This is a genomic window from Clostridium putrefaciens, from assembly GCF_900461105.1.
GTDB lineage: Bacteria > Bacillota > Clostridia > Clostridiales > Clostridiaceae > Clostridium_L > Clostridium_L putrefaciens.
Window position 1 is genome coordinate 260,232 of record NZ_UFWZ01000001.1, and the last position, 25,441, is coordinate 285,672.

A 25,441-nucleotide genomic window follows, 5' to 3' on the forward strand; every position below is an offset into this window, starting at 1 on the left:
TATATGGAGATTAACGTATGAAAAATTTTGATATTACTTTTTCTAAAAAAATTAAAAAGAATAGGGTTTTATTTGGTATTGCAAGTATTATATTGAGTATTATTTCAATAATTGCAGAATCATATACACAAAAGTTTATAGATAATGCAGTATTGGTTAATACTAAATTAATTACTAAAAGGTTTGTTATTCTTATTGTATTATTTATGATTATTTTTATATTTGTATATATTAAAAAGTATTTAGAAAACCTTTTGGAAAAAAGAGGTAATTTTGAAGGCCAGATTTTCATCTATAAGAATATATTAAAAAAAAGTATTTCTTTTCATAGTAAACAAGAAACTGGTGTATTACTTCATAATATTACTAGTGATATTTATGAAAGTATGCCATGGTATTCTTACGGTAGATTACAATATAATTTAGAGATTTTAAACATATTTATTATATTAATATTTATGATTTATACAGAAGTTTATTTGTCATTATTAGTAGTGATACTAATTGGTTTAAGTGTTTTGCTATCTAATAAAATGAGTAAGTTTTTGGGGAGAAAGACAAATGAAAAACTGAAAGTAAATTCTGAGTTAAACCAATTTATGATAGAGGTAGTAAAAAATATAGGTACGGTTGTTCAATTAAATAAAGAAAGTTTTTTTGCTAGAAAATATGAGGATTATATTGAAGAAAGATACAAACCAATTATTGATAGTTTAATTGTCGGACAAGCTTTATATATATCTCAACTTATTTTATCACAAGAAATAATGCCTTTTTTAGTTTTATTTGCTGGTATGATTCTTACTATATTCGGGAATTCAACGATAGGTATAACCATTATAATGATGAGCTTAACATCGAGGATTTCAAACTCAGTGCAACTAATAGGAGATTTATTACCTAAAAAACATTCATCCATTGAAATATATAATAGAATTAAAGAATTATATGATAATTCAGCAGATGAAGAGGATGTGAATAAATTACCAGTTACAAGTTTCAAAAAGCTAAATATAGAAGTAAATGAATACACATTTCCAAATAAAAAAGATTCATTATTAAATGATATAAATTTAGAGATAAAAAGAGGAGACTTAATATCTCTTAATGGGGAAAGTGGAAAAGGAAAAACAACATTAATCAACCTAATATCTAGATTTTTACCCACAGATGGACTAAGTGGTAAGATAAGCTACAATGGTGAGGATATAGAGGGTTTAAAAATAAACGACTATTATAAACATGTATTACAAGTTGAGCAAAATGCAGTATTGATAGAAGGAACTTTAAAAGAGAACTTACTTTTGGGAGATGAATATCTTAAAGAAGATTTAAAAGAGATAATTTATACTTGCTGTCTAGAAAATTTCTTAAACACCAGGGGGATAGACTATCATATAAAAGAAGATGGGAAAAATATAAGCGGTGGAGAAAAACAAAGAATAGGATTAGCTAGAATATTACTTCGTAGACCAGATTTATTGATATTGGATGAAGTTACGAGTGCTTTAAATGAAGAAATAAGAGAAGAGATAGTAAAAAGAATTATTAATTATAAAGAAAAATATAATTTGACACTTATAGCAATAAGTCATAATAATGATTTTAAACAATATAGTAATAAAACTTGTCAACTTTAATTTATAATAGGTGGTTAATAATATGAATGACTTAAAGAAGAAAATCAAAAGAAATTATACCTATAAAACAATGTTTGGAATTACGTTCATAATTTATATGTTTTTAAATTTATATATTATAAATATTTTACAAAAATTGATTGACTTTGCTACAAAAAAGAATGTAAATATGTTTTTAAAATATATTAAGATTTTTATAATTATATTGATATTACAAATTATCTTTATTGTATTAGAGCAGTATTTTTTTAGAAAAGTCATAAATTACGGAAACCTGAACTTGAATAAGTTTACATTTAAAAGTTTTTTGAATAACAAATCATTTTATGAAAGTAGCAATGATCCTGGAAAAGTAGTTTCACAGATAACTAGTGATGTTCCTATAATTTCGCAATGGATTTCCATTGGGCTTACAACCACTATAATACAAGTTATAATTTTAGTATTATGCATAGGGTTATTAGCTATGTATAATATAGGAATAACACTTTTTATAATACTTATAATTATTGTTACCTTTATATTTGCTAGATTTATAAGTATTAAGTCATCTGAAAATATGAAAAGGTTTCAAAACATATTAGAAGAAATAAGTAAAAAAGCATATGAAGGTTTTAAGAGCGTATCTATTATAAAACAATTAAATAAAAATAAATACTTTTCTGATACGGTATATGAAATATCTAATAAAAGAAGTATATTAATATTACAAAATATAAGTAAATATAATGCTTTAGAAAACTCTGAATTAAACTTTTTGGCAGACACTCTACCACTATTTACATTTATAATAGGAGTATTTTTGTCAACATCAGGTAGATTAAGCATTGGTTCGGCATTGGCAATAATGCTTATAACCCAAAAATTAAATGAACCAATAATTATATTGGCTGAGCTATTGACAGAGAAAAAAATAGCGGATGAAATATATAATAGAATTAAAGAATTATATGATAATTCAGCAGATGAAGAGGATGTAAATAAATTACCAGTTACAAGTTTCAAAAAACTAAATATAGAAGTAAATGAATACACATTTCCAAATAAAAAAGATTCATTATTAAATGATATAAATTTAGAGATAAAAAGAGGAGACTTAATATCTCTTAATGGGGAAAGTGGAAAAGGAAAAACAACATTAATCAACCTAATATCTAGATTTTTACCCACAGATGGACTAAGTGGTAAGATAAGCTATAATGGTGAGGATATAGAGGGTTTAAAAATAAACGACTATTATAAACATGTATTACAAGTTGAGCAAAATGCAGTATTGATAGAAGGAACTTTAAAAGAGAACTTACTTTTGGGAGATGAATATCTTAAAGAAGATTTAAAAGAGATACTTTATACTTGCTGTCTAGAAAATTTCTTAAACACCAGGGGGATAGACTATCATATAAAAGAAGATGGGAAAAATATAAGCGGTGGAGAAAAACAAAGAATAGGATTAGCTAGAATATTACTTCGTAGACCAGATTTATTGATATTGGATGAAGTTACGAGTGCTTTAAATGAAGAAATAAGAGAAGAGATAGTAAAAAGAATTATTAATTATAAAGAAAAATATAATTTGACACTTATAGTAATAAGTCATAATAATGATTTCAAACAATATAGTAATAAAACTTGTCAACTTTAATTTATAATAGGCAGAGATTTCGCATTAAAATCGCAGTGAAAATTTTATTCTTTTATTATGCAAACTTTTTCTTTATAATTTCCAATAAAAATCGGAATTAATAACTATTTTCTTAATTTGATACAAATAATTATAAATCAACGGGATATCGCCCTAAAAACTTTTCAAGTGCTAAACTTCTGCAAAGTAAGTAAAGGGAAGTGATATTTAAGATAGAGGCATAAAAAATATCAGATAAGGTATGTATATTAACTTGTTTTATCCGATGGCTACCATCCGTAACACCCCTATCCTCTTCAAGGTGGGGGATGACGGCTGCTACGCCCCTGGATAAGTTCTTCTAGCCTTTGATGGAGAGCTGTATTCCGTATAAGCAAACTCCACCTGAGTCTAAGAATCACTTGATATTTGGATTTCCTATATTATCTCATTTATAGGACTTAATGTAATTTAAGGTAGGATTATGCAAGTAGAAATACACTATTATAGATTTAATATTAAAGACTAGCTTTAGGTAAAAGGCCTAAAATTAAATAAATTGACTGATTCTTATTGAAATCTATAGACTTTAATAAAAAGTTACAAGAATGAATTAGTTAAAGGAGTTATAGTTATTATTATGAAAAAGAAAGTATATTTTTTAATAATGTTATTCATTTGTATAGTTGTATCAATAATAACATTTCATAAAATCCATCTTTATCATACTGGCTATAAATGCAAAAAAGAATTATATAAAATGCATTCAATAATAGATGTTTCTGATTCTACTTTTGAAGGACTTTCATTATTGAATACCGACCTTCACAATAATGATATATTTTTATCTGGAGAAAAACATGGTTCAGTCAAGTCAATACAAATGAACTTATATTTACTAAAATATTTTGTGGAAAAAGAGAATATTAAATATATACTATATGAAGGTGGATATGCTAATGCTGAGTATCTAAATACTTATTTAGATACTGGCGATGAATCTATCATTGAATACTTGTTTTATAAATCAACAAATACGCTAAGCTACACTATGGAAAACTACGATTTATTAAAAGAAATCTATGAATATAACTTAACATTACCAAAAGATAAAAAATTGAAATTTGTTGGAATAGATCTAGAAACACCTTCCGTAGCTATAAAATATATTCATTCATTAATTCCAGATTCCATGCCTAATAATGAAATAGTCCAAGAATTTATTTATAGTATAAAAATGATTTCTAAAGGCAATTATCTTACAGAGTCAAAAAGGTCAATTGAATTATTAAACCAAGGTGAAAAAGAGATAAAGGAATATTTAGGTGGAAACTTTTTTAGCTTATCATTTGCACTTAAAAATTTATCTATAAGTGATAATCAACTTTCAAGAGAAAATATATTGATTGATAATTTTATGACATTATATGAACACTTACCAAAAGAAAAGTTTTTTGGACAGTTTGGAGGCGCACATACAAACTTGAGTATCCTTTCTGAATCACTTGCATCATATTTGCAAAATATATATGAGCCTACTAAAGGGAAGGTTATTAGTATAGAATTCGACTATGTTAATAGCTATACATATGTTCCTAATGTTCCAAGTTTAGATATAAACCCAACTATATATACATCTACATCTCCTGATTTTTTCCTTAAAGATAAATCAACAGCTTTAATTAAGTTAAATTATGAAAATAGTATCTATAATGAGAAAGATATTTTTCTAAATCCTAATAATCCACAAACAGAGTATTTCCAATATCTTATTATGTTTAGTGATTCATCAGGTGCCACTAGATGGTCACTGTTACGATAGCTGTTAGTAATCTTCTTTTATATTATTAGACTGCGCTTATATATATTATTTCGCTGAATTGTTCTTAAAGGTACAATAAAAGCTAACTACAAAGTTAATTATACGAGGAGTCTGGTTATGAAAAGAAAAATAATAATTTTTGTAGGTTTAACCCTGTCTATCTTAGTTTGTATTACTGTTATGCTATTAAATAAATCCTTTGTAAATAACAATTATAAAGTGTTGTTTGAAAAGGTTGGTAACCAAAATGAATATTATACAGAAGATACTGTAAATTTAAATAACTATATGTATGAACATGATCCGAAAGAACTTGGAATACCAGAAGATAGTTTACAGTACATTAATACAGCTTTAGATACTGATAGTTTCCTTATAGATAATAAAGTTGCATCTTCTGGTGAAAGCTTTATAAATTACTTGAAAACATTAGAAAATGTTATACTTGTTGGTACCAATACTTCAGGTGCATATATTTCAAATGTATACACTAAAAGTCAATTGCCAAGTTCACATATAAAAATTAACTTCGGAAATACTATTACATTAAATAAATACTGTGAGGAAGGCAAAGGTTTCCAGCCAGACATCTGGATTGATAATGAAGACTCATTAGATAGAGTTTTAAAATTAATTAATCAATTTAGGATTAATCCATTTATTTTAGGCAATATCTAAGTGAATATCAACCCCACTTAAGGATTAACAGATAAACTTAAATAGTTTTTACTCTATTATTTAAGAAACTACAAAATTATTATATTAATCATTAAATTGAATGGGATAATCTTAAGAAAGTAGGGGAAAAGGCAGTATTTTGTATATATATGGAGGAACTTAAAAGTATGAATTTAAAGGTAAAATAGGAGTTATATAGAATATATTGAAGTATAGCCTTACACCTATTTTCTATAAAAAAGGAAGGGGGTTAGGTGAACATTGAATTATATAATATAGTAGTAAAATGAAATGGAGATAGAATTGAATTATATTAAGGCGGTGATTTATATTAATAAAAAAATGATTGCTGTTATTATAATAGCAGCAATAGCTACTACAGGTGGATTACAGCCTATAAAGACTAGTGCAATAGAAAATAATTCTGTAATAAAAGAACAAACTCAAATGTCTAAAATTATAGAAGTAGAAGAAGGAAAAGTATACGATATAAACGAAGTAATTAAAATAATAGAAAATAAGTATTTAGAGCAAAATGAAGATGGAACACTTAAAATCAAAAAAACAGCTTCAGATGAAGTTGGTAAAGAATCTTTAGATTTAATTTATGAACAAATAGATTTTGTAAATAAGAAAATTACAAATAAAGAATTAGAATTTAAATTTACTAATACCGCAGATGGTGTAAAAGTTGAAACTACAAAAGAAGATGTAGCTATTAGAAATGCAAGAGCAATTGGATCAAATATCTTTAATCATGATCGTTGTACTTTTTCTTGGTATTGGTGGGGATTCTATGCCAATGTAGACCAAACTGGTTCAGCAAAATTGAGAAATGAATATACTTATTTGGGGGTACAATATGGAGTTGCATATGGAATATTGGCACTTATACCTGGAGGAAAGATACCTGCAGCAGTAGGTGGTGGTATAACAGCAATTTCAATTGGTGATTCTATTAGGATTTGTTCAAATGGTGCATTAGATAATGGCGTATCTGTTGGAGCATTAGGTGCTCCAAGTAGCCCAAGGATATTCCATCTTTCTGAAATGTAAACTAAGTGCAGATATAAATAGATATATTAATCAAAAGATTAAATTTAATCGTGAGAGCGAAGGTTTATATGGTTATTCTATATCTTTCATAGATTATTTCAGTAACTTGGGTGTAAAATAAGAGTAAAACTTTATAAAAATAAAAAAGGGCGACTTAGAAGATTCTAAATTGCTTTTTATTATTCGCTAAAAAGGATTTTAGCGAAATAAAGTAAATATCCAGATGGATGTAGGGTATAATTTTTATAGTTAGAAGTTCAAATTAATGAATCATAGGAGAACGAACAATGAAGGTAGTTATATATAATAATCCAGTTAAATCGGTTATTTCTGTAAATATACTTTCTTTAATTATGTATATTTACTTAATAAAACAAGGAAACGTTGTATTTATCCTGTTTCTAGTACTTATAGGAGTTGTTAATAGACAAATTATTGATAATGGTAAGAATCTTAATAAAAAAAAGAAAACTATAATTTATATTAGTTTTTTCTTAATGCTTGTGATAGGCCTTATATATGGATACAATCAAACAATTAATGGGTTGTAATAGACAATCTTAATGTAGATGAGTTAGCTAAATCAAAGATTTAGAGCGTCACTTAAAATGCATTCAATAATAGATGTTTCTGATTCTACTATAGATGTTAATATAATAAATAAATGCCTAAGTTTTAAAAGCCCCATCTTTTTAAAAAACCCGATTTTTTTGAAATTCGGGCTTTTTAAAAATCGGGACTTTAATCAAATTTTATAATGGAAAATGTTATTATAGAACTCCATATTCTTTTAATAAATCTTCAATTTCTGTTCCTGCTATTTGTTTTGCAATTTTACGTCTAGTTAGCATTGGTAAGTCAAGTTTTGGTTTTTCACCATCTAGTAAACTTACACCTGCATTTAATAAATATCTGATATCATATCTAGAACCATATACTTCAGGAACACCTTTTTCAACTCCAGTTAATACATATACTGCTTCCATTGCTGTACGTCCTGAATATTCTATAGTAAATACAGTATCACGGCCTGGCTTGTCTAATGTTTCAGCAAATTGTCCAAGGAAGGCAAAGTTTACTCCATTCTTTGGTACAACGAATGGACGGTCACCAGCCTCACGAGGCATAAATTGAGATGTTATATATGGCATCATAACAGGAATTGCAGTACAACTTTCTGCTAATTCTTCAATTTCTGATGTAGGAACTCCTATATGATATAACCATTCTTTTGTAATTTCCTTACCAGTACAATCTCTTAAAGGCTTTTTAATGTAGTCTCCAGGAACATCAGTAAATAAACCATATACCCAGAAAACAACGTCTTTTTCAGGTTGTCCATAATATTGTTCTTGGCGGTTTACAGTCCAGCTCATCAACCATGAAGAGTCAATAGCTGTGATTATTCCGCCTGTTACAGTGCGTCCACCATATGGAGAACGTTTTGTGATCTTTTCAATATATTTAGGAACACGTTCATCATGAGAAGTTATTGTACAAGACTCCCAACTAGATTTTTCGGTATCTCCACAAAACTTATCTGGATTTCCAAATTCATTAGATTGAGCGGCTATATTCTTCCATAGATTCCAACATCCTTTTGCTTCTTTGTTAAATGGAGCAGGGGAATTGTCGCTTCCATATCCAGAACCTTCAGTCATAGAACCATTAGTTATAAATACTAAGTCCTTTTCTGTTAATTCAATAGAAACATCTTTACCATTTTTATCTGTTGCATCTATTCTTTTTGCAACCTTTTTATCATCTGAAATTGAGAATTCAACGTTATTTACAGTGACTCCATATTGGAATTTAGCATTATTGTCTTCCAAATATTTAATCATAGGTTTTACGAAAGAAGTGTACTGATCATGTCTTGAAAATTGTAAAGCTGAAAGATCAGGTAAGCCTCCAACGTGATGAATGAAACGATTCATATATAATTTCATCTCTAAAGCACTATGCCAGTTTTCAAAAGCAAACATTGTTCTCCAATATGTCCAAAAATCACTATTTAAAAGGTCTTCAGAAAAAATTTCCTCGATACCTTTATTTTCAAGTTCGTGATCTGACATTGCTACAAATGCAGCTAATTCTTTTGCTAGATCTTGACCTAAATTAAACTTTCCATCGTCATAGCGAACACCTTGCTTTTCAGTAATACGGCAGTTGCTAGAGTTTGGATCATCATAGTTTGTATAATAAAAATGATCTAAAACACTCATGCTAGGATCTTCTGTAGAGGGTAATGAACTAAATAAATCCCATAAAACCTCGAAATGATGGCCCATTTCACGTCCACCACGGGCTACATAACCCATGTTTTGACGAACTTCACCATCTAGTGACCCACCTGGAATATCTAACTGTTCTAAGAAAGTAATTTTACTTCCCTCCATGTGAGCATCACGAATTAAAAAGCAACCAGCAGCTAAAGCACCAATGCCTGTACCAACTAAGTAAGCCTTTTTATCCTCGATTCCTTTAGGTTTTCTTGCGTTAACTAAAGAGTGGTAATTTCCGTTTGTAAGTGTAAGTCTATCATCATAAGTTTTTAATTTCATTTAATCTCCTTCTTTCCTAATTTAAAATAGCTTTAAATCCTACTTTTATATTTAGATTATTTTTAGGGATACATCACAGTATATACTTAAGATATGCATATGTAAATATGAAAATGAATGTTTATTAGAATTTCAAAATGTGTTCATATTAGAATTAAGGATTTTAAAATAGTTAAATATTTATATTTGCAAGCGTTATCTAGATTAAATTTTAGTTTATTTTGAAAAGGATATTTGATTGTGTATATCGAATTTCGTACTAGAAAATATAAAAACAACCTATAACCCTAGTGATTAAGGATTATAGGTTGTTTGATTTATAATAATATTCTAGATTTGTTCCATTTACTGATTATGAGAAAGTTATAAAAGTATATCTATTGGTGGTAGTGGGTTTAAGTGGCCTTTTTCTTTTAAATATCTAATAACGGGTATCTCATATGTGACCTCTGAAATTTCATTATTTATTTCGTCATTAAATTTTGTCACAATGTTATTAAGATCATCAAAAGTATCAAATTCTTTATTATATAGATTTAGCCTTTTAGTTAATTTATCTAAGGTTGAGGTTTTCTCTTTTATCTCAGCCCTGTAAGGGTTACATGTAATAACTTCAAAGCCAGCATTTTTTGAAAAGTTCTCAAAATTTTTGTGAATAGTTACATTTTCAAAGGTTGTTTTATGTCTATCAATAACTGACGGAATGTTATCAATTATGATTTCCTTAGGCACACCCTCAAAATATTTAAAACTTTCTATAAGGCATTGAAGTAAGGTTTTTTGAGTTTTATCTGTGGTTAACTTTATATAGCGTAACCTTGAATAACCCAAAAGTATTAAGAAAATGTTAATATTAAATGTTTCACCTTCACTATTAATCATAGTTAAAGTTTCATTACAATCTACCTTTGCTTGTAAGCCAAGACTCTTATCAAACCTCATAGTTACCCTTTTTATTTGTTCGTTTTTATAATTTTTAATAAAGTTATTTACAGTATGATAGCCACCATCATACCCTTTTTCTTGTATATATTTAAATATTGACATTGAATTTGAACCCAAAGTATCTACTTTGTCAATAATCTTTTCTTTAAAATCATCAATTTTACTCTTGATTTCCCTTGGCTTTCTTGATTCAGTGTTGGTATCATTAATATATCTTTCTATTGTTCGTGGATCGCAATTTAGTCGTCTAGCAAGTTCACTTTTGTTTAATAATCCTATCTCATCTTTAATTAATTCTAAATAGTTTAATACATCCTTACGCATAATATCCTCCTGACATCATATCTTTAGAAGTTATCTGCCAAATGTGTTTGCAAATACTAATCTTATAATATATTAACCCATGGAGAAAGAAAAAACAATATTGACACTGCAAATTGGATGTAATATAATTTAAAAGTGAACGGAGGTTTTTTTATGCAATATTTAAAGGATCATGTTAGAAATAGTATAAGGGAAGAAGCTTTAAAGGAATTTAATAAAAAGGGTTACAAAGGTGCTTCTGTAAGGAATATAGCCAAAAACTCTAATACATCGGTTGGTAATATATATAAGTATTTTGACAGTAAAGAAGCTTTGTATGAAAACCTCATAGAGCCGGTTTATGATAAGGTTATGGATTACATAAATCAATTTGAAAAAGTTGAACTTAATGATAAGGCGGAAGATGTCTTTTATCAGCTTATGGAAAAGATTATGGAGATATTTAATTATAATAGTATGGAACTTTCTATTCTTCTTAATAAAAGCCAAGGTTCGAGGTATGAACATTGTAAGGGGACTTTTGTAAGTTTTATAACTAGAATAGTTACAGAAAATGTGTCTTATCAGTTATCTACTAAAGGAAAGAAGCTTAAGGATAATTTTCTTATTTATATAATTTCAAATAGTTTAGTTGAGAGTATTTCTATAATATTAGAAGAAATACAAGATGGATCAAAGGCGCGAAAGTTAATACTTAATATAATAGAAATCTTTTATAATGATATTTTAGACAAAGTAGATAGTGAAGATATAAATTAATTGTCATTACATAAACTTAAGATATTATTTAATTTAATAAAATACATATTACTTAAAACTTGCTACTTTTACAGTGGCAGTATTTTTTTAGGATAAAAGAGAACCGTGGTTCATGGATTTATAAACAAGCTATATTTATATAGGAGGAGGATAAAAGGTGAAAGATTTTATAGAGTTTAAAAATGTAAAGAAGAGCTATACAATGGGTGAAGTTATTATTAAGGCCGTAGATGATGTTTCATTTTCTATAGATAAGGGTGAAGTGGTTATTGTGCTTGGGGCAAGTGGTGCTGGGAAGTCTACTATACTTAATCTTCTTGGAGGCATGGATAATGTTACAGATGGAAATATATTTGTTGATGGAAATGAGATAAGTAAATATGATAAAAGAGGTCTTACAACTTATAGACGTGAAGAAATAGGATTTGTATTTCAATTTTATAACTTAATTCAAAACTTAAATGCGCTGGAAAATGTTGAACTAGCAGTTGAAATATGCAAGGATCCTATAAATCCAATAGAAGTACTTAAAAGTGTAGGCCTTGAAGATAGAATATATAATTTCCCATCACAACTTTCAGGTGGGGAACAACAAAGAGTATCTATAGCAAGGGCCCTTGCAAAAAATCCAAAACTTCTTCTTTGCGATGAGCCTACAGGAGCTTTAGATTATAATACAGGTAAATCCATACTTAAAATTTTATATGATACATCAAAAAAATATAATATGACTGTTATTATAATAACCCATAATTCAGCCATAGCACCAATTGCAGATAAGGTCATAACTGTAAAAAGTGGCAAGGTACAAGAGATAAAGATAAATCCAAATCCTATATCAATAGAAAGTATAGAGTGGTAATTATGAAGAAAACCTTTTTAAAAAATTTAGGTAGAGATATAAGAAAGACTCGTTCAAGATTTTTATCAATAGTTATAATTATTGCAGTTGGAGTATCATTTTACGCAGGGGTTAGAGCTACAAGCCCGGATATGAAAATATCAGCAGATCGTTATTTTTATGAAAATAATCTTATGGATTTTAAATTGATTTCTACACTTGGACTTACTAAAGATGATGTAGATGAAGTAGGAAAACAAAGTGGTGTGACAAAGGCTGTGGGTGCTTATTCATTAGATGGTGTAATTGAAAAGGATAATAGGTCTTTAGTTATGAATATAAATTCATTGCAAGATTCAGGTGGCATAAATGATGTAAATGTAGTTAGTGGAAGAAGGCCTGAAAATAACAATGAAGTTATAGTTGAGGATAAATTTTTAAAAGCAAATAATCTAGAGATAGGAAGTAAAATTGTTGTAGGATCTGGCAGTAATAATGATATAGGTGATAGCTTAAAAAATAATGAATTTGAAATCGTAGGCACTGCGGATTCGCCTTTATATATATCACTTCAAAGGCAACTTAGTTCTGTTGGAAATGGATCTGTAAAAGGGTTTATTTATATATTAGAAGACGTATTTAAAAGCGAAGTTTATACTGAAGTATATGTAAGAACTGATAATAATCAGTCGAAAAGTAGCCTTCTTTATAATGAAAAATATAAAGAAGAAAGTCGAAGCATAGAAGAAAGTCTTAAGACACTTGGCGTTAAAAGAAGTGGACTTAGGTATGATGAAATCTTAGAAACAGGTAATACCAAGATAAATGAATCAGAGGAAGAATTAAATGCATCAAAAAAGGAAGCGGAAGATAAATTTAAAGATGGATATGCTAAATTACAAAATGAAAAAGATAAAATAAATCAAGGTGAAGAGGAACTTAAAAAAAGTGAAGATATTTTCAATAAAGAAATGGAAGATGGAGAAAATAAAATAAAATTAGCCAAAGCGGAATTAATTTCTGCTAAGAATAAACTAAATATAAAGGCACAAGAAGTTGAAGAGGGAAAGCTTCAAATTAAAGAGGCTAAATCTAAACTTTATAATAGTGAAAAACAGATAATTTCAGGTAAAGGTGAGGCTGCAAGTAATATTTCATCTTCAATATTAGGCAGGGTAGCATTAGCAAAAGCGCAGCTAGATTCTGATCCTAGTAATCCAGAATTTTTAGCAGAATATAACCTTATAAATGAAATTTATCAAAATAATATTAAGGGTAAAGACTTTGATAATATGTACAATTCTCTAAAAGATAATAATAATTTAGATAAGATAAGTTATTATTTCAATATAGAAGAAACAAAAGCTAATTTTGATAATGCAGCTCTTAAGATATCTATAGGAAAAAAAGAAGTGGATGCTAAAGAGGCTTTACTTCAAAAAGGAGAGACAGAAATTGAATTTGGTAGAAAGTATATTGAAGAAAATGAGAAAAAGTTAAGTGATTCAGAAATTCAGTTAAATAAAGGTAGAGAAGAAGGCTTAAAAAAGCTAAATGACGGAAAAGATAAATTAAAACAAGGTGACAAGCTAATTAGAGAAAATGTTGAAAAATTAAGTATAGAAGAGCAAAAGGCTAATAACAAAATTAAAGAAGGCCAAGAAAAGATTGATAAAAATAGATATTACCTTAATCATATGAAAGATCCAGAGTGGTATGTTCTTCGGAGATCCACCAATGTTGGTTATGAGACCTATAGGCAAGATAGCGATAGAATGGACAATATAGGAAGGGTATTTCCTCTTATATTTTTCTTAGTAGCAGCCTTAGTTAGTTTAACTACCATGACAAGGATGGTTCAGGAAAAGAGAATAGAAATAGGTACATTTAAAGCTCTAGGATATTCAATAACATCAATAGTATCTCATTATCTTATATATTCACTTGCGGCGAGCCTTGTAGGTATCGCAGTTGGTATAAGTTTCGGATTCACATTATTTCCAAAGCTTATAATCAAAGCTTATGGATCACTATACACAATTCCCTATGTGTTAACACCCTTTAATGTGGCACTTGCAGTAAAGTCAGGGATTATAGTGATATTATTTATATCAATATCTGTAATAGCGGCAACCTTAGGAGAATTAAAAGAGGTACCAGCATCTTTAATGAGACCAAAGGCACCTAAATCAGGAAAGGTTATATTGATTGAACGAGTAACCTTCTTATGGAGAAGGCTAAGTTTTACAAGAAAGGTTACAGCAAGAAATGTATTTAGATATAAACAAAGGCTTTTCATGACAGTAATAGGAGTAGCTGCTTGTACTGGTCTTATGATAACTGGATTTGGTATTAGAGAAGGTATAGTAGGATCTACAGAAAATCAATTTAATAAAATTTATAAATATGATATGCAGTCCAATCTTACAGGCAATATAGATGAAGACGAAAAAAATGAAATGAAGGATAAGATTATAGAAGATTCCAATATAAAATCCATACTTTTTAGTTATTCAAAAAATGGAACAGTGCAGGAAAAAAATCCTGAAAGTGAAGATATTTATATAGTAGTTCCTGAAAGTGCTGAATACATCAATAGTTATATAAATCTTACAATGAAGGGTAAAGATTTAAACCTTAATGATGATGGGGTAATTATAACTGAAAAGCTTTCAAAAATCATGGGGAAAGGTGTAGGCGATAGCTTTAAAATAGTCATTGATGATACCACTATAGAAGCTAAGATATCTCATATAACTGAGCAGTACGTTATGCATTATATTTACATGAGCCCTAAATATTATGAAAAGATAACAGGAGAAAGCCTAAAATTTAATGGATTTTATGGGTTATTAGAAAACACTCAAAATGAGGTTGAGGATGATACTTCAAAGTTTCTAACAAAAATCAATGGAGTGAATTCTATAAGCTTTAAAAATAATATTCAACTTAATTATGATGAAAGTGTAAAGAGTATAAATGCCGTGGTCTTAGTTCTTATAGTATCAGCAGGGGTACTAGCTTTTGTTGTGATATATAATCTAACAAATATAAATATTAATGAAAGAAGAAGAGAACTTGCAACCATAAAACTTCTAGGATTTTATAATAAAGAACTGGCATCTTATATATATAGGGAAAATATTATATTGACAGTTATAGGAAGTTTAACAGGTATAGGCCTTGGAGTACTTTTAAATAACTTTGTAATAATAAGTGCAGAAACTAATATACTAATGTTCATAAGAAAAGTTCCACCAATTTATTTTTTATACTCAGTGGGGCTTACAATGATATTTTCAATAATCGTAAATCTTGCAATGTATAAAAAGTTCGACAAGATAGACATGATAGAATCACTAAAAAGCGCAGAGTAGAAAAAGAATAATATGTAAATAAGAGTAAGCACCTCAGAGGTCCTCCCTTTTACTTGGATCACCTCTGAGATGCTTCCTTTTTTATACTTTTATATAGTGGTGTTTTCTTGTTATTTTTCTATTATTATTTCTGAAGATATTCTTGGTGCATTTTTTAAGCTATCACATACGGGGCATGTCTCTTCAATAAACTGAACAAATTTTTCGATGTCTTCTCTTGAAGAAGTTGATTTTATATGTATATTACTTTTTATTGCTTGAAAACCAATTTTAACATCTTTATTCTTTCCTTGAAATCCATCAGGATCTAAGTTTCCTTCAAGTTCTATCCAAAATTCTTGAAGATCTATTTTTTTAAGTTTAGCAAAACATTTAGCAACTATGCATTGGCAAGCTCCAAGAGAACATAATAATGCTTCTACAGGATTCATACCAGTATCTGATCCACCTAAGGATTTAGGCTCATCCATTATTATTTTGTGGTTTCTAGCTGAACATTCAATTTTAAGTCCATCTGTTAATTTAGTGGTACTTTTAAAAACTTCTACTGTCATTTTTATACCCCCTGTGTAATATTATTTTTAATAAATCATTTACACTTGTAAATGTATACAATTACAGTATAGGCTTGTTAAAAAATTAGTCAACTTATAAATAACTGAATAATAGTATAATTAAATAAAATTTTAACATTTTGCTAGAGGGATTTTAAATGATTAAGTCAAGGTTGATTTTAAATACTGATACAACTTGATATGTAGATTATAAAATTCATATAATGGTTTAGTAATAATAATTCTATGGGGGGAAAAGACATGAAAAGATTATTATCATTAGTTATGTCCATTATAATTATGGTTCCACTAATGGCTGGGTGTGGTACTAAAAATAAAAAGGCTGAGGTCATTGAAAAAGATAATAAAGAACAAGTAGAAAAAAAGAAGGAGGAAGATAAAAAGGAAGAAAGTAAGAAGGAAACTGATTCGAATTTAACTGATTCAAATTTGGATACTACTAACAATATAGCAGTAGTACCTAGTCTAGGAGATACATATGGCCAATCTCTAATAAATAAAAATTATTCTGATGGCACAAAAACATATAAAAAAGGCAATACTAAAGTAAGAGCAAAAGTGAATGCAATTGCTAAAAATAGTGCCTTACCAGAAATCTTACCTACGGATGTAAATACATACATAGGTAAAAAGGAAGATTCTAAGTTAAATAATAGCTCAGAAACTAAATTAGAGGTTAAGTCGGAGACTAAAATAGAAACTAAACCAGAGGTTAAGACAGATACTAAAATAGAAACTGATCCAGAAGTTAAGTCAGAATCTGAACAAAAGATTAACCCAGAGACTAAACCAGAAATTAAGCCTGAAGTTCAACCAGAAAAAGAAGATAAAATAGTGAGTATACCAGATAAAAAGTTAAAGCAAGTTATAAACTACACTTTAGGAAAAGATAGAAAAGTTGATCAAGAAATTACTAAAGAAGATATGGAATCAATTACAGAAATTAACGGTGATAAAGCAATAAGTTATCTGCCAAGAGAAGAATGGATAGAATACATGTCACACGATAGAGGAATTAGAAGCATAGAGGGATTACAATATGCTATAAATCTTGAGAGATTAGATCTAAGTGAAAATGGAATAAAAGATTTAACTCCATTAACAAACTTAAAAAACCTTACATATATAGAACTAGACAGGAATATGCTAGGGGATTTAACCCCATTATCTAGTTTAACGAATTTAATACACTTAAATATATATAATAACGATCAAATAGATGATATGACAGCTATATCTAATCTTAAAAATTTAGAATGGTTAGATTTACATTGGTGCAATCGTGGTAAAAGAAAGGTTAATGTTCAGCCACTTGGAAATATTACAACTTTAAAAATGGTGAACCTTGAAAGTAATTTAGTTGAAGATATAAGTTTTGCAAAAAGATTAACTAATGTACAAGTAATTGGTGTTGGAGCAAACCACATAGTAGACATGACGCCACTTTCAGATATGATTAATAGAATTTATAAAGATGGTGAATATGTAGATGAAGAGGAAACTTATGTTGGTATGCTAGTACAAGAGCTTAAAGAGCCTATTAATATAAAGAAGGATTATAAAAAGTTTATTTATGAAATACCTGATCCAGTAAAAGGGTTAGATGAGTATATAAGAAGCAATGGAATTACACCAGCAGTAGAATTTCTAAGTGGAGAAGAAAATGAGAATATAGGGATAAACTATAACGAGGACACAAAAAACATAGAAGTAATAGTTAAGGGAAATCTAGAAGAAAAACAAAGAAATATAAATACTAAAATTATTCTAGGATATGAAAAGTATAGCTTAACTATTAAATTAAATATTACTCAAGAAGCGGCAAATAACAAAAAGGATATAAGTGACGAGGCAGCAGATCAGGCAAGAGAGGCTGTAAATAAAGCAGTTAATGTAAAGGATATAGATGAATATAACTTAGGTGAAGCAAGGAATTTATTAAAACTTGCACAGGAGGCTGTAGAATTTGCAAAAAAAATAGATTCTAAATTTGATGCTAATAATGTAGAGTCAAAAAAGTTAGAGGAATTTAATTCTAGAATAAAAGAAAAAGAAATGAATATAGCAGAAAAAAAGAAATTAGAAACAATAAAAGCTGTAGATGAAGCATTTGCATTAAAAGATGGATTAAATAAAGGTAATTTGCAAAAAGCAGAAGGTATGCTCAGTTTGGTAAGATATAAATTACGAGTAGTAAAGGAATTAGACAAAGAATTTGATAAAGATTTTAATCTAGCAAATAAACTAACTGAACTTGAGAATGCCATAAAAGATTGTAAGAAAGTAAACCTATAGTAATTCTAAATGATTAATGCAACTTGAATTTTAAATATCAATATGACTTGAAATGTGAATGAAAAAGTTCATATAATTAGGTGGATAATAGTAATTTACAAGGAGGGAAATCATGAAAAATAAAAAAATAGGATGTCTAATTTTTTCGACTATTATTTCTATGTCTTTAGTTTTTACAGGCTGTAGTAATAATGATAAAACAGGCAAGCTGACTTCTGAACCTAAGGTTAAAGAAAAAATAGTATATGCATTAAATACTGCTCCAACTGGTGTATTTAATCCGTTGATAGCAAATACTACATATGATGATGCTGTAAATGATTTAGTTTACTCTAGTTTTTTAGCTTATGATAAAGATTATAATTTAAAAGATGATATGGCAGAAAGTCATGAGATATCTAGTGATAATTTAGTATATAAATTTAAACTTAAAAAAGGTATTAAGTGGCATGATGGAAAAGATTTGACTATGGATGATATAGAATTTACTTTTAAGACTTTAGCAAACAAAAATTATGAAGGTTCTAGCAAAGATGTAGTTGAAAAAGTAAAGGGAGTTAAAGAGTATAGTGAAGGCAAAGCAGATTCTATAGAAGGTATAAAGGTTAATGGTGATACTATAGAGTTTCATTTTGAAAAGCCTTATTCCGTAGCCCTAGGAAAGATAGGGACAACTCCAATTATACCTAAGCATATATGGGCAGAAGTACCTGTTGAAAAATGGACTGAAAGTAGTGATATCTTAGGGAGTCCAGTAGGTAGTGGTCCGTATAAATTTATTAAATTCGAAAAGGGACAAAGCGTAGAATTTGAAAGAAATGATGAATTTTATGGGGACAAGGCTAAAACAAAAAGGTTTGTATTTAAAGTTACAAATCCTGAAACCGTGCAAGGAGAGCTTCAAAATGGAACTATAGATGTTGCAGATGTTTCAACTTTGAAGAAGAAGGATAGGGAAGACTTAAGTCAAAAGAAATTTGAATTAGTTAACTATCCTAAAAATGCCATACTTTATATGGGAATAAATTTAAGACAAGATAGATTTCAAGATGTTAAGGTTAGACAAGCGCTTATGCATGGAATAAATCGTAAAGATGACTTAGAAAAACGTTCAGAAGGTAATGGAGTTCTTGTTAATGTTCCTATGCTGCCATCTTCATGGGCTTATCCAAAAGATGCTGGGCTTAATGAATATAATTATGATGTAGAAAAATCTAAAACTCTTTTAAAAGAAGCTGGATGGGAAGATAAAGATAAGGATGGAATATTAGAAAATAGTAAAGATGAGAAGTTTAAAGTCAAACTACATTGTCCAAGTGGTAATAAGGACCAAGAACAAAGAGCGTTACTTATACAATCAAACCTAAAAGATGTAGGTATTGATGTAGAAATACTTACAATGGAATTTAGTACTCTTATGCAACAAGTAGTTGGGGACCATGAATTTGATTTATATCTAATGGCTAATATGCTTCCTATAGATCCAGATGCAAAACCATATTGGCATTCTACTGCTGCTTCAGATAAAAAGAATACTTTTGGGTGGAATATATCAAGCTACAAAAATCTAGAGGCAGATAAGTTAATGGAACAAGGTATTGAGGTTTCAGATATGAATAAGAGAAAAGAAATATATAAAGATTATGCTAAAATAATGAATAATGACGTACCATGGGTGTATTTCTTCTCACCAAACATAGTTAAAGCTACAAATCCTAAACTTAAAAACTTTACTCCAAATACAAATTTAGATTTTATAGATGTTGAAAATTGGTACATTGAAGAATAATAAAGGTTGAATGGTGCAGGTTTCTGTAAGAGATTATAGAGACCTGCACAAATTTATGTGGTTTGAGGTGACGCTTTGAAAAAGTATATATATAAAAGACTTACAACTACTTTAATAGTTTTATTTGGAGTATCTATAGTAGTTTTTGCCATGGTTCATATGCAACCTGGAAATCCTTATATTCAAATGATAAATCCAAATATACCGGCAGAACAAACTGAAATCATGTTAAAAAAATTAGGCTTTTATGACCCATTACCTATTAAATATATAAAGTGGGTACGTAGGGCTGTGGTAGGAGACTTTGGATATTCCATACAATTTAAGGAGCCTGTTCTTTCAGTTATAAATAGCAGGATATGGAACACCCTTTTGTTATCCATAGTTTCCTCTATAATAAGCACAGCTATAGCAATACCAGTAGGGGTTATTTCTGCAACTAAAAGAAATAGCACTTTTGACTATTTAGCAACAATAATATCTTTCATAGGCATTTCTATACCCTCATTCTTTTTTGGACTATTATTAATTAAGATGTTATCTTTTGATACTACAATATTTCCAATATCGGGAATGAGAACAGCAGGTGAAAGCTATACTGGAATAAAAGCCTTTGTAGATGTTGCAAAACACATGGTGTTACCATCTTTAGTTTTGTCATTTATGAATATAGCAGCTCTCATGAAATATACTAGGTCATCTATGATTGAAGTTATAAACACAGATTATATGAGGACAGCTAAAGCAAAAGGCTTAAAAAATAGGACTGTTATTTGGAAACATGGGTTTAAAAATGCTTTAATAACGATAATAACAGTACTCTGTATGCAAATTCCATACTTATTTTCCGGAGCATTATTAACAGAAACTATATTTATATGGCCAGGAATAGGTAGGCTAAATTATGATGCAGTTTTAAATCGAGATTATCCACTTATTATGGGGATTTTAATGATAGTAGCTATAATTATATTATTATCTAATCTAGTAGCGGATGTGCTTTATTCCATAGTAGACCCTAGGATCACATATGAAGAATAGGTTATATTTTTAATTAAAAACAAAAAGATGTATATAACTAAAGGCATAGGAACTTAAGGTATTAATAGTATAAAGGATTATATATCTAAAGTTACAAAAAAATTATAGATTTAAAAGCAGGGGATTTATATGATTAAAAACAGAGGTTTAAATAGATTTAAAAAAAATAAATTAGCTATGATTGGAACTGTACTGATATTAATGTTGGTAATCTTTTCTATTGTTGCACCACTTATAATATCAAAGGATATAAATAAAGTGGATTTGATGAATATTTCTATGTCACCATCAAAAGATCATATTTTAGGTACAGATGAAATGGGAAGAGATGTATTTTCAAGGCTTGTATACGGCGGAAGAGTATCTTTAACAGTTGGAATGTTAGGTATGTTAATTCAAATACTTATAGGAACAACCTTAGGTATTATAGCAGGATTTTATGGTGGAGTTGTGGATAGTATAATAATGCGTATAGTTGATGTATTTATGTGCTTTCCGTTTTTTGTTATTGCAATAGCTATGGCAGCAATTATAGGTCCAAATATATGGAATGTAATTATAATAATAGGAGTATTATCTTGGACAGGCATAGCCAGGATAGTAAGGGCAGAAATATTAAAACTAAAAAAATCTGAATACATTGAAGCGGCTCATGCTTTAGGAATTAAAAACATAAGAATATTATTAAAACATCTTTTGCCTAATATTATTCCATCTGTAATTGTGGCGTCTACATTATCCATAGCTAGCGGTATATTAACAGAAGCATCCCTAAGCTTTTTAGGTATGGGAGTAAAGCCACCACAGCCAAGCTGGGGAAATATGCTAGCGGCAGCTCAAAATATGAGAACACTTCAAAGTGAATGGTGGCTTTGGATACCCCCAGGATTGTGTGTATTTTCAACTGTTATGTCAATAAACTTTATGGGAGATGGAATGAGAGATTTCTTAGATCCAAATGTAAGTTAAAGGAAGCACCTCAGAGGTGATCCCTTTTACTGGGATGACCTCTGATGTGAACCCACTTATTGTAAGTTCATTGATGAAATTAAACTTAGTGGTTTACATAACCTTAAAAATAAAATATAATAAGTATGAAAGAATCCACAGTTGTGGCCATTTATATGAAGGCTCTGTGGATTATTTTTGTTTAATATATATTTTTGTGGATAGATTCTTCAAACAAGATGGTTTTGTGGACAAAGTCTTTAAAATAAGTATATTTTGTGGATAGATTATTAAATTTAAGTAGTTTAAGTTGAGGCAAAGCTTTTTTGGAGAGAATCACCAAGGGACTTCAAAATAATGATTATTTTTATAGATTTAGGGAAGAATTTATAGAAAACATGGATTAATATTAGTTGATTCAGTTGGCATGTCAACAGTTCCAGAAACTATAGCTGCAAATTATTTGGGAATAGATGTACTTGGAATTGCTTGCATTACAAACATGGCTACAGGAATACAATATACTTAAAATGAATTATGTGATAAACTCTATATTGGAATTATAAAGAAGTGATAAAGCACCTAAGAAGATAAGAGCTTAAAAAGCTATGTATATTTTGAAGGTGCCTAAAATAAAGTTAAGAGGTGCTATTATGAAAAAAGAATACAAAGATGGAACTAATGAATATGAGATAATAGGAAATGTAGCTCATATAAAATTAGTCAAAAGAAAAGGAACAATAGTTGAAACTAAAATAGATGCAGAAAATTTACAAAAGGTCCTAGCTAAAGGAACTTGGTTTCCAGAGTGGAACAGCCATTTTAACAACTATTTAGCTCAAAGTATAGGAGACGTAACTGTAGGAGATAAGGTTTATAGCAGAAAGCAATCCATGCATTCACTTATATTAGGACTACATCCTAAGGCTCCAATTATACACATAAACGGAGATACATTAGATAATAGAAAAGAAAATTTACAAGTATACGACCAAACTACACCTAATGATTTTAAGGAATTAGATGAGACTACCTCAGCTATAATACTTAGAGATAAAGACGGAATAGAAAGAGCAACAGCTATAATTGACAAAGAAGACCTAAAAAGAGCTATTAATAGTAATATGACTTGGGTTTATTACAAGGTTGGAACACAACCTCATGCAGTAGCAAACACACCAGAAGGAAGAATATTTTTAAATAAGTTTATAATGAAGTGTGATACAGACACAAATGTTGAAAATATAAACCTTAATACATTAGACAATAGAAAAGTTAATTTAAAGGTTAAGGCTAAAGAAGAAGAGCAGACAACTGAAAAATAGTAAGTATTGAATCTATTTTTAATTTGACACTGTTATTTTCAAAAAGCCACTAAACCATTATAATTAAATTAAAAAAGGTTTATGACATTTATTTTGTCATAAATCTTTTTTGTTTTATTAATGTAGTGATAGATTACGACCTGTTGTAAAATGAAATTGAACTAATAAAAAAATCCATAGTGGATTATTGTGTGTTATGATTTAATCGTAAAACAAAAACATCGTCTTAATTCATGTCGTACATTAAGAAGATATTCTTCTTTGTTATTGCTAACTTTGGGTACGACAACATATCAATCAAGCTAAGCCATATTGAATATTAATAAGTCATCATTAAGCACTATATTTTACGAATAATTTTTCTTTCAATAAACTTCAATAGTAAATTTTAAGTGTAAATTAGTATTTAAACAATGAAAGTGGATAAGTGTATTGTAAAGGATGTGAAGTTTATGAGGTTAATGGATTTCTAAGTTGGTGCTTACATAATGTATGGCTGGTAAATTTGTTATGATTATTCATAGTGCTAGTATTCATAATGTTAATCATAGTTTAATTTAATTAGGAGTTATGGGGATGGTTAAAGTAGTTACTGATGAACAGGGTATTTTCGAAAGTTTATATGAAGTTAAAGATACTGTACAAAGCTTTATTAAAGAAACAGGTAAAGGTTCCTACAAAAACTATAAATAGATTATGTGTAAAATACAAGAATTTTATTAGAACTTATATATTACAAAAATGCTTATTATATTACTGAATTAGTTCGGAAGGAGTTGAAAAAAATGAATGCAATTCTTAAAGTTTTACCAATGTTATTCACTTTTTTAGTTAGTTATATAATATTGATGAAAATAGATGAAAAACATTTTTTAATAATCAAAATAGATTCGAAGCTTAAAATTAAAAAGTCTTACAAACCTGTATTTTATTCATCTGCTGCATTAATGTTAATATTAATCTTTTCCGGTATTGGAATGTATATTGTTAACTTCTCAGAAATGTCTTTATATATTTTAGCTGGACTTATATTAGGTGGTGCACTTAATTTTATAAAAATAGCAGAAAAGAATTAATTATAACTTATATATACCTAAATTATTCATGAACTTAGATTCAGCTCACCAATTTTAATATGTTGGAATGCTCATCTAAGTTTTTTATCTTATTGTTATACCTTATTTTTAAAAAACATACACTTTACCTAAGAACTTAAAAGGTTAACATCTTTTTTGCATTATTCATTAGTCTAATAAATCTTACTACTTGTCTAGAAATATCTACACTTACTAATCGTAGCTCACCTTTAATTAAATCATTAGTTAACCCATCAAATATATCAAACAATTTTCATTAATATTATACAACAATAATTATCTTCATCTTATAAGTTATAATAAAAAAATAATTACTATAAACTAAAAATAATATCTAATACAAAATTTATTACTTATTAACATATTATCTAAATTTTTATTTTAATTTAATATAAAAATCATTTTTTATTTTTTGATATATTAAACACTCCCATAAAAACAAGATAATTATAAATTACAATTCCTAAATAAAAATATTTTTTCTCTTTTAGAAATAAAAATAAAATAGCTGTATTGGCTATAATAGCAATTATTTTTAAAGTCTTTCTTAAGTTTATCATAATTTTCCCCCTAAATTTATAGATAGTGTTAATGCTATCTTAAATACTTTCAGAATATCTACATTTAACCAGTTATTATAAGAGGATTATAGCATATTACCTAAAGTTATGGTACTATTAATATTGAAACACGGTGTTTTAATATTTATTTAATTAAATAAATTGTGATTTTATTCTGAAGGTA

19 protein-coding genes and 1 pseudogene are annotated in these 25,441 nt (G+C 28.4%); 16 read left to right on the forward strand and 4 right to left on the reverse strand.

The genetic code is table 11. The annotated features are described in order from the left end of the window. The first annotated feature begins 17 nt into the window (after nt 1-17). The 6 genes from DY168_RS01250 to DY168_RS01275 all read left to right on the forward strand — a co-directional run bounded on the left by DY168_RS01250 (nt 18) and on the right by DY168_RS01275 (nt 7,368). Nucleotides 18-1,640, forward strand: a complete 1,623-nt coding sequence (locus DY168_RS01250; protein ID WP_115640115.1) for an ATP-binding cassette domain-containing protein — start codon at nt 18-20, stop codon at nt 1,638-1,640. Nucleotides 1,641-1,662: 22 nt separating this feature from the next. Further along, nucleotides 1,663-3,282, forward strand: coding sequence for an ATP-binding cassette domain-containing protein (locus tag DY168_RS01255; RefSeq protein ID WP_115640116.1), 1,620 nt, complete (start codon nt 1,663-1,665; stop codon nt 3,280-3,282). A 619-nt stretch (nt 3,283-3,901) separates the two neighbouring features. Beyond that, nucleotides 3,902-5,083 (forward strand): TraB/GumN family protein, encoded by a 1,182-nt coding sequence (locus DY168_RS01260; RefSeq protein ID WP_115640117.1) that lies wholly within the window; start codon nt 3,902-3,904, stop codon nt 5,081-5,083. 117 nt (nt 5,084-5,200) lie between these two features. Next, the gene (locus DY168_RS01265; protein ID WP_115640118.1) at nt 5,201-5,761 is read left to right on the forward strand and encodes a S41 family peptidase; all 561 of its coding nucleotides are present in this window, start codon (nt 5,201-5,203) and stop codon (nt 5,759-5,761) included. A gap of 303 nt (nt 5,762-6,064) precedes the next feature. Beyond that, on the forward strand, nt 6,065-6,817 hold the full coding sequence (locus DY168_RS01270; protein ID WP_115640119.1) for a hypothetical protein: 753 nt from the start codon (nt 6,065-6,067) through the stop codon (nt 6,815-6,817). A gap of 287 nt (nt 6,818-7,104) precedes the next feature. After that, entirely contained in the window at nt 7,105-7,368 is a 264-nt protein-coding gene (locus DY168_RS01275) for a hypothetical protein (RefSeq protein WP_115640120.1), read from the forward strand. A gap of 219 nt (nt 7,369-7,587) precedes the next feature. On the opposite strand, the gene DY168_RS01280 is transcribed toward DY168_RS01275, so the two are convergent. Further along, nucleotides 7,588-9,381, reverse strand: a complete 1,794-nt coding sequence (locus DY168_RS01280; protein WP_115640121.1) for an oleate hydratase — start codon at nt 9,379-9,381, stop codon at nt 7,588-7,590. A 363-nt stretch (nt 9,382-9,744) separates the two neighbouring features. Next, nucleotides 9,745-10,650 (reverse strand): IS21 family transposase, encoded by a 906-nt coding sequence (istA, locus tag DY168_RS01285; RefSeq protein WP_115640122.1) that lies wholly within the window; start codon nt 10,648-10,650, stop codon nt 9,745-9,747. A 153-nt stretch (nt 10,651-10,803) separates the two neighbouring features. Between istA and DY168_RS01290 the strand changes: the two genes are divergently transcribed. From DY168_RS01290 to DY168_RS01300, 3 genes are all read left to right on the forward strand, one after another. After that, complete coding sequence (locus tag DY168_RS01290) at nt 10,804-11,409, forward strand: TetR/AcrR family transcriptional regulator (RefSeq protein WP_115640123.1); 606 nt, start codon at nt 10,804-10,806, stop codon at nt 11,407-11,409. A 157-nt stretch (nt 11,410-11,566) separates the two neighbouring features. Continuing rightward, entirely contained in the window at nt 11,567-12,271 is a 705-nt protein-coding gene (locus tag DY168_RS01295) for an ABC transporter ATP-binding protein (protein WP_115640124.1), read from the forward strand. Nucleotides 12,272-12,273: 2 nt separating this feature from the next. Beyond that, the gene (locus DY168_RS01300; RefSeq protein WP_115640125.1) at nt 12,274-15,627 is read left to right on the forward strand and encodes an FtsX-like permease family protein; all 3,354 of its coding nucleotides are present in this window, start codon (nt 12,274-12,276) and stop codon (nt 15,625-15,627) included. Between the two features lie 110 nt (nt 15,628-15,737). Here the strand turns inward: DY168_RS01300 and DY168_RS01305 are convergent, their stop codons facing one another. Then, the gene (locus tag DY168_RS01305; protein WP_115640126.1) at nt 15,738-16,181 is read right to left on the reverse strand and encodes an OsmC family protein; all 444 of its coding nucleotides are present in this window, start codon (nt 16,179-16,181) and stop codon (nt 15,738-15,740) included. Nucleotides 16,182-16,442: 261 nt separating this feature from the next. Here DY168_RS01305 and DY168_RS01310 point away from each other — a divergent pair, with 261 nt between their 5' ends. From DY168_RS01310 to DY168_RS01345, 7 genes and pseudogenes are all read left to right on the forward strand, one after another. Continuing rightward, nucleotides 16,443-18,497, forward strand: coding sequence for a leucine-rich repeat domain-containing protein (locus DY168_RS01310; RefSeq protein WP_115640127.1), 2,055 nt, complete (start codon nt 16,443-16,445; stop codon nt 18,495-18,497). A 112-nt stretch (nt 18,498-18,609) separates the two neighbouring features. Further along, nucleotides 18,610-20,286: an ABC transporter substrate-binding protein gene (locus tag DY168_RS01315; RefSeq protein WP_115640128.1), complete on the forward strand. Its 1,677-nt coding sequence runs from the start codon at nt 18,610-18,612 to the stop codon at nt 20,284-20,286. Nucleotides 20,287-20,361: 75 nt separating this feature from the next. Further along, a complete protein-coding gene (locus tag DY168_RS01320; protein WP_115640129.1) occupies nt 20,362-21,327 on the forward strand; it encodes an ABC transporter permease in 966 nt (321 codons plus the stop codon). Nucleotides 21,328-21,456: 129 nt separating this feature from the next. Further along, complete coding sequence (gene opp4C, locus DY168_RS01325) at nt 21,457-22,296, forward strand: oligopeptide ABC transporter permease (RefSeq protein ID WP_115640130.1); 840 nt, start codon at nt 21,457-21,459, stop codon at nt 22,294-22,296. Between the two features lie 361 nt (nt 22,297-22,657). Next, nucleotides 22,658-22,792 (forward strand): annotated as a pseudogene (locus DY168_RS01335) (phosphorylase family protein); the annotation flags it as partial. A gap of 136 nt (nt 22,793-22,928) precedes the next feature. Then, a complete protein-coding gene (locus DY168_RS01340; protein WP_115640132.1) occupies nt 22,929-23,600 on the forward strand; it encodes a hypothetical protein in 672 nt (223 codons plus the stop codon). Between the two features lie 785 nt (nt 23,601-24,385). Then, nucleotides 24,386-24,676 carry a hypothetical protein gene (locus DY168_RS01345; RefSeq protein WP_115640133.1) on the forward strand — a complete coding sequence of 97 codons (291 nt, stop codon included), beginning with the start codon at nt 24,386-24,388 and terminating at the stop codon, nt 24,674-24,676. Nucleotides 24,677-25,095: 419 nt separating this feature from the next. Here DY168_RS01345 and DY168_RS14555 read toward each other — a convergent pair whose 3' ends face one another. After that, entirely contained in the window at nt 25,096-25,257 is a 162-nt protein-coding gene (locus DY168_RS14555; protein WP_172556228.1) for a hypothetical protein, read from the reverse strand. Nucleotides 25,258-25,441: the final 184 nt, after the last annotated feature.

Coding starts and splice junctions, on each gene's coding strand:
- DY168_RS01275 (WP_115640120.1), top strand. CDS start 7,105: ATGAAGGTAGTTATATATAATAATCCAGTTAAATCGGTTATTTCTGTA.
- opp4C (WP_115640130.1), top strand. CDS start 21,457: ATGATTAAAAACAGAGGTTTAAATAGATTTAAAAAAAATAAATTAGCT.
- DY168_RS01280 (WP_115640121.1), bottom strand. CDS start 9,381: ATGAAATTAAAAACTTATGATGATAGACTTACACTTACAAACGGAAAT.
- DY168_RS01265 (WP_115640118.1), top strand. CDS start 5,201: ATGAAAAGAAAAATAATAATTTTTGTAGGTTTAACCCTGTCTATCTTA.
- DY168_RS01340 (WP_115640132.1), top strand. CDS start 22,929: ATGAAAAAAGAATACAAAGATGGAACTAATGAATATGAGATAATAGGA.
- DY168_RS01290 (WP_115640123.1), top strand. CDS start 10,804: ATGCAATATTTAAAGGATCATGTTAGAAATAGTATAAGGGAAGAAGCT.
- DY168_RS01345 (WP_115640133.1), top strand. CDS start 24,386: ATGAATGCAATTCTTAAAGTTTTACCAATGTTATTCACTTTTTTAGTT.
- DY168_RS01260 (WP_115640117.1), top strand. CDS start 3,902: ATGAAAAAGAAAGTATATTTTTTAATAATGTTATTCATTTGTATAGTT.
- DY168_RS14555 (WP_172556228.1), bottom strand. CDS start 25,257: ATGATAAACTTAAGAAAGACTTTAAAAATAATTGCTATTATAGCCAAT.
- DY168_RS01250 (WP_115640115.1), top strand. CDS start 18: ATGAAAAATTTTGATATTACTTTTTCTAAAAAAATTAAAAAGAATAGG.
- DY168_RS01315 (WP_115640128.1), top strand. CDS start 18,610: ATGAAAAATAAAAAAATAGGATGTCTAATTTTTTCGACTATTATTTCT.
- DY168_RS01255 (WP_115640116.1), top strand. CDS start 1,663: ATGAATGACTTAAAGAAGAAAATCAAAAGAAATTATACCTATAAAACA.
- DY168_RS01305 (WP_115640126.1), bottom strand. CDS start 16,181: ATGACAGTAGAAGTTTTTAAAAGTACCACTAAATTAACAGATGGACTT.
- DY168_RS01300 (WP_115640125.1), top strand. CDS start 12,274: ATGAAGAAAACCTTTTTAAAAAATTTAGGTAGAGATATAAGAAAGACT.
- DY168_RS01310 (WP_115640127.1), top strand. CDS start 16,443: ATGAAAAGATTATTATCATTAGTTATGTCCATTATAATTATGGTTCCA.
- istA (WP_115640122.1), bottom strand. CDS start 10,650: ATGCGTAAGGATGTATTAAACTATTTAGAATTAATTAAAGATGAGATA.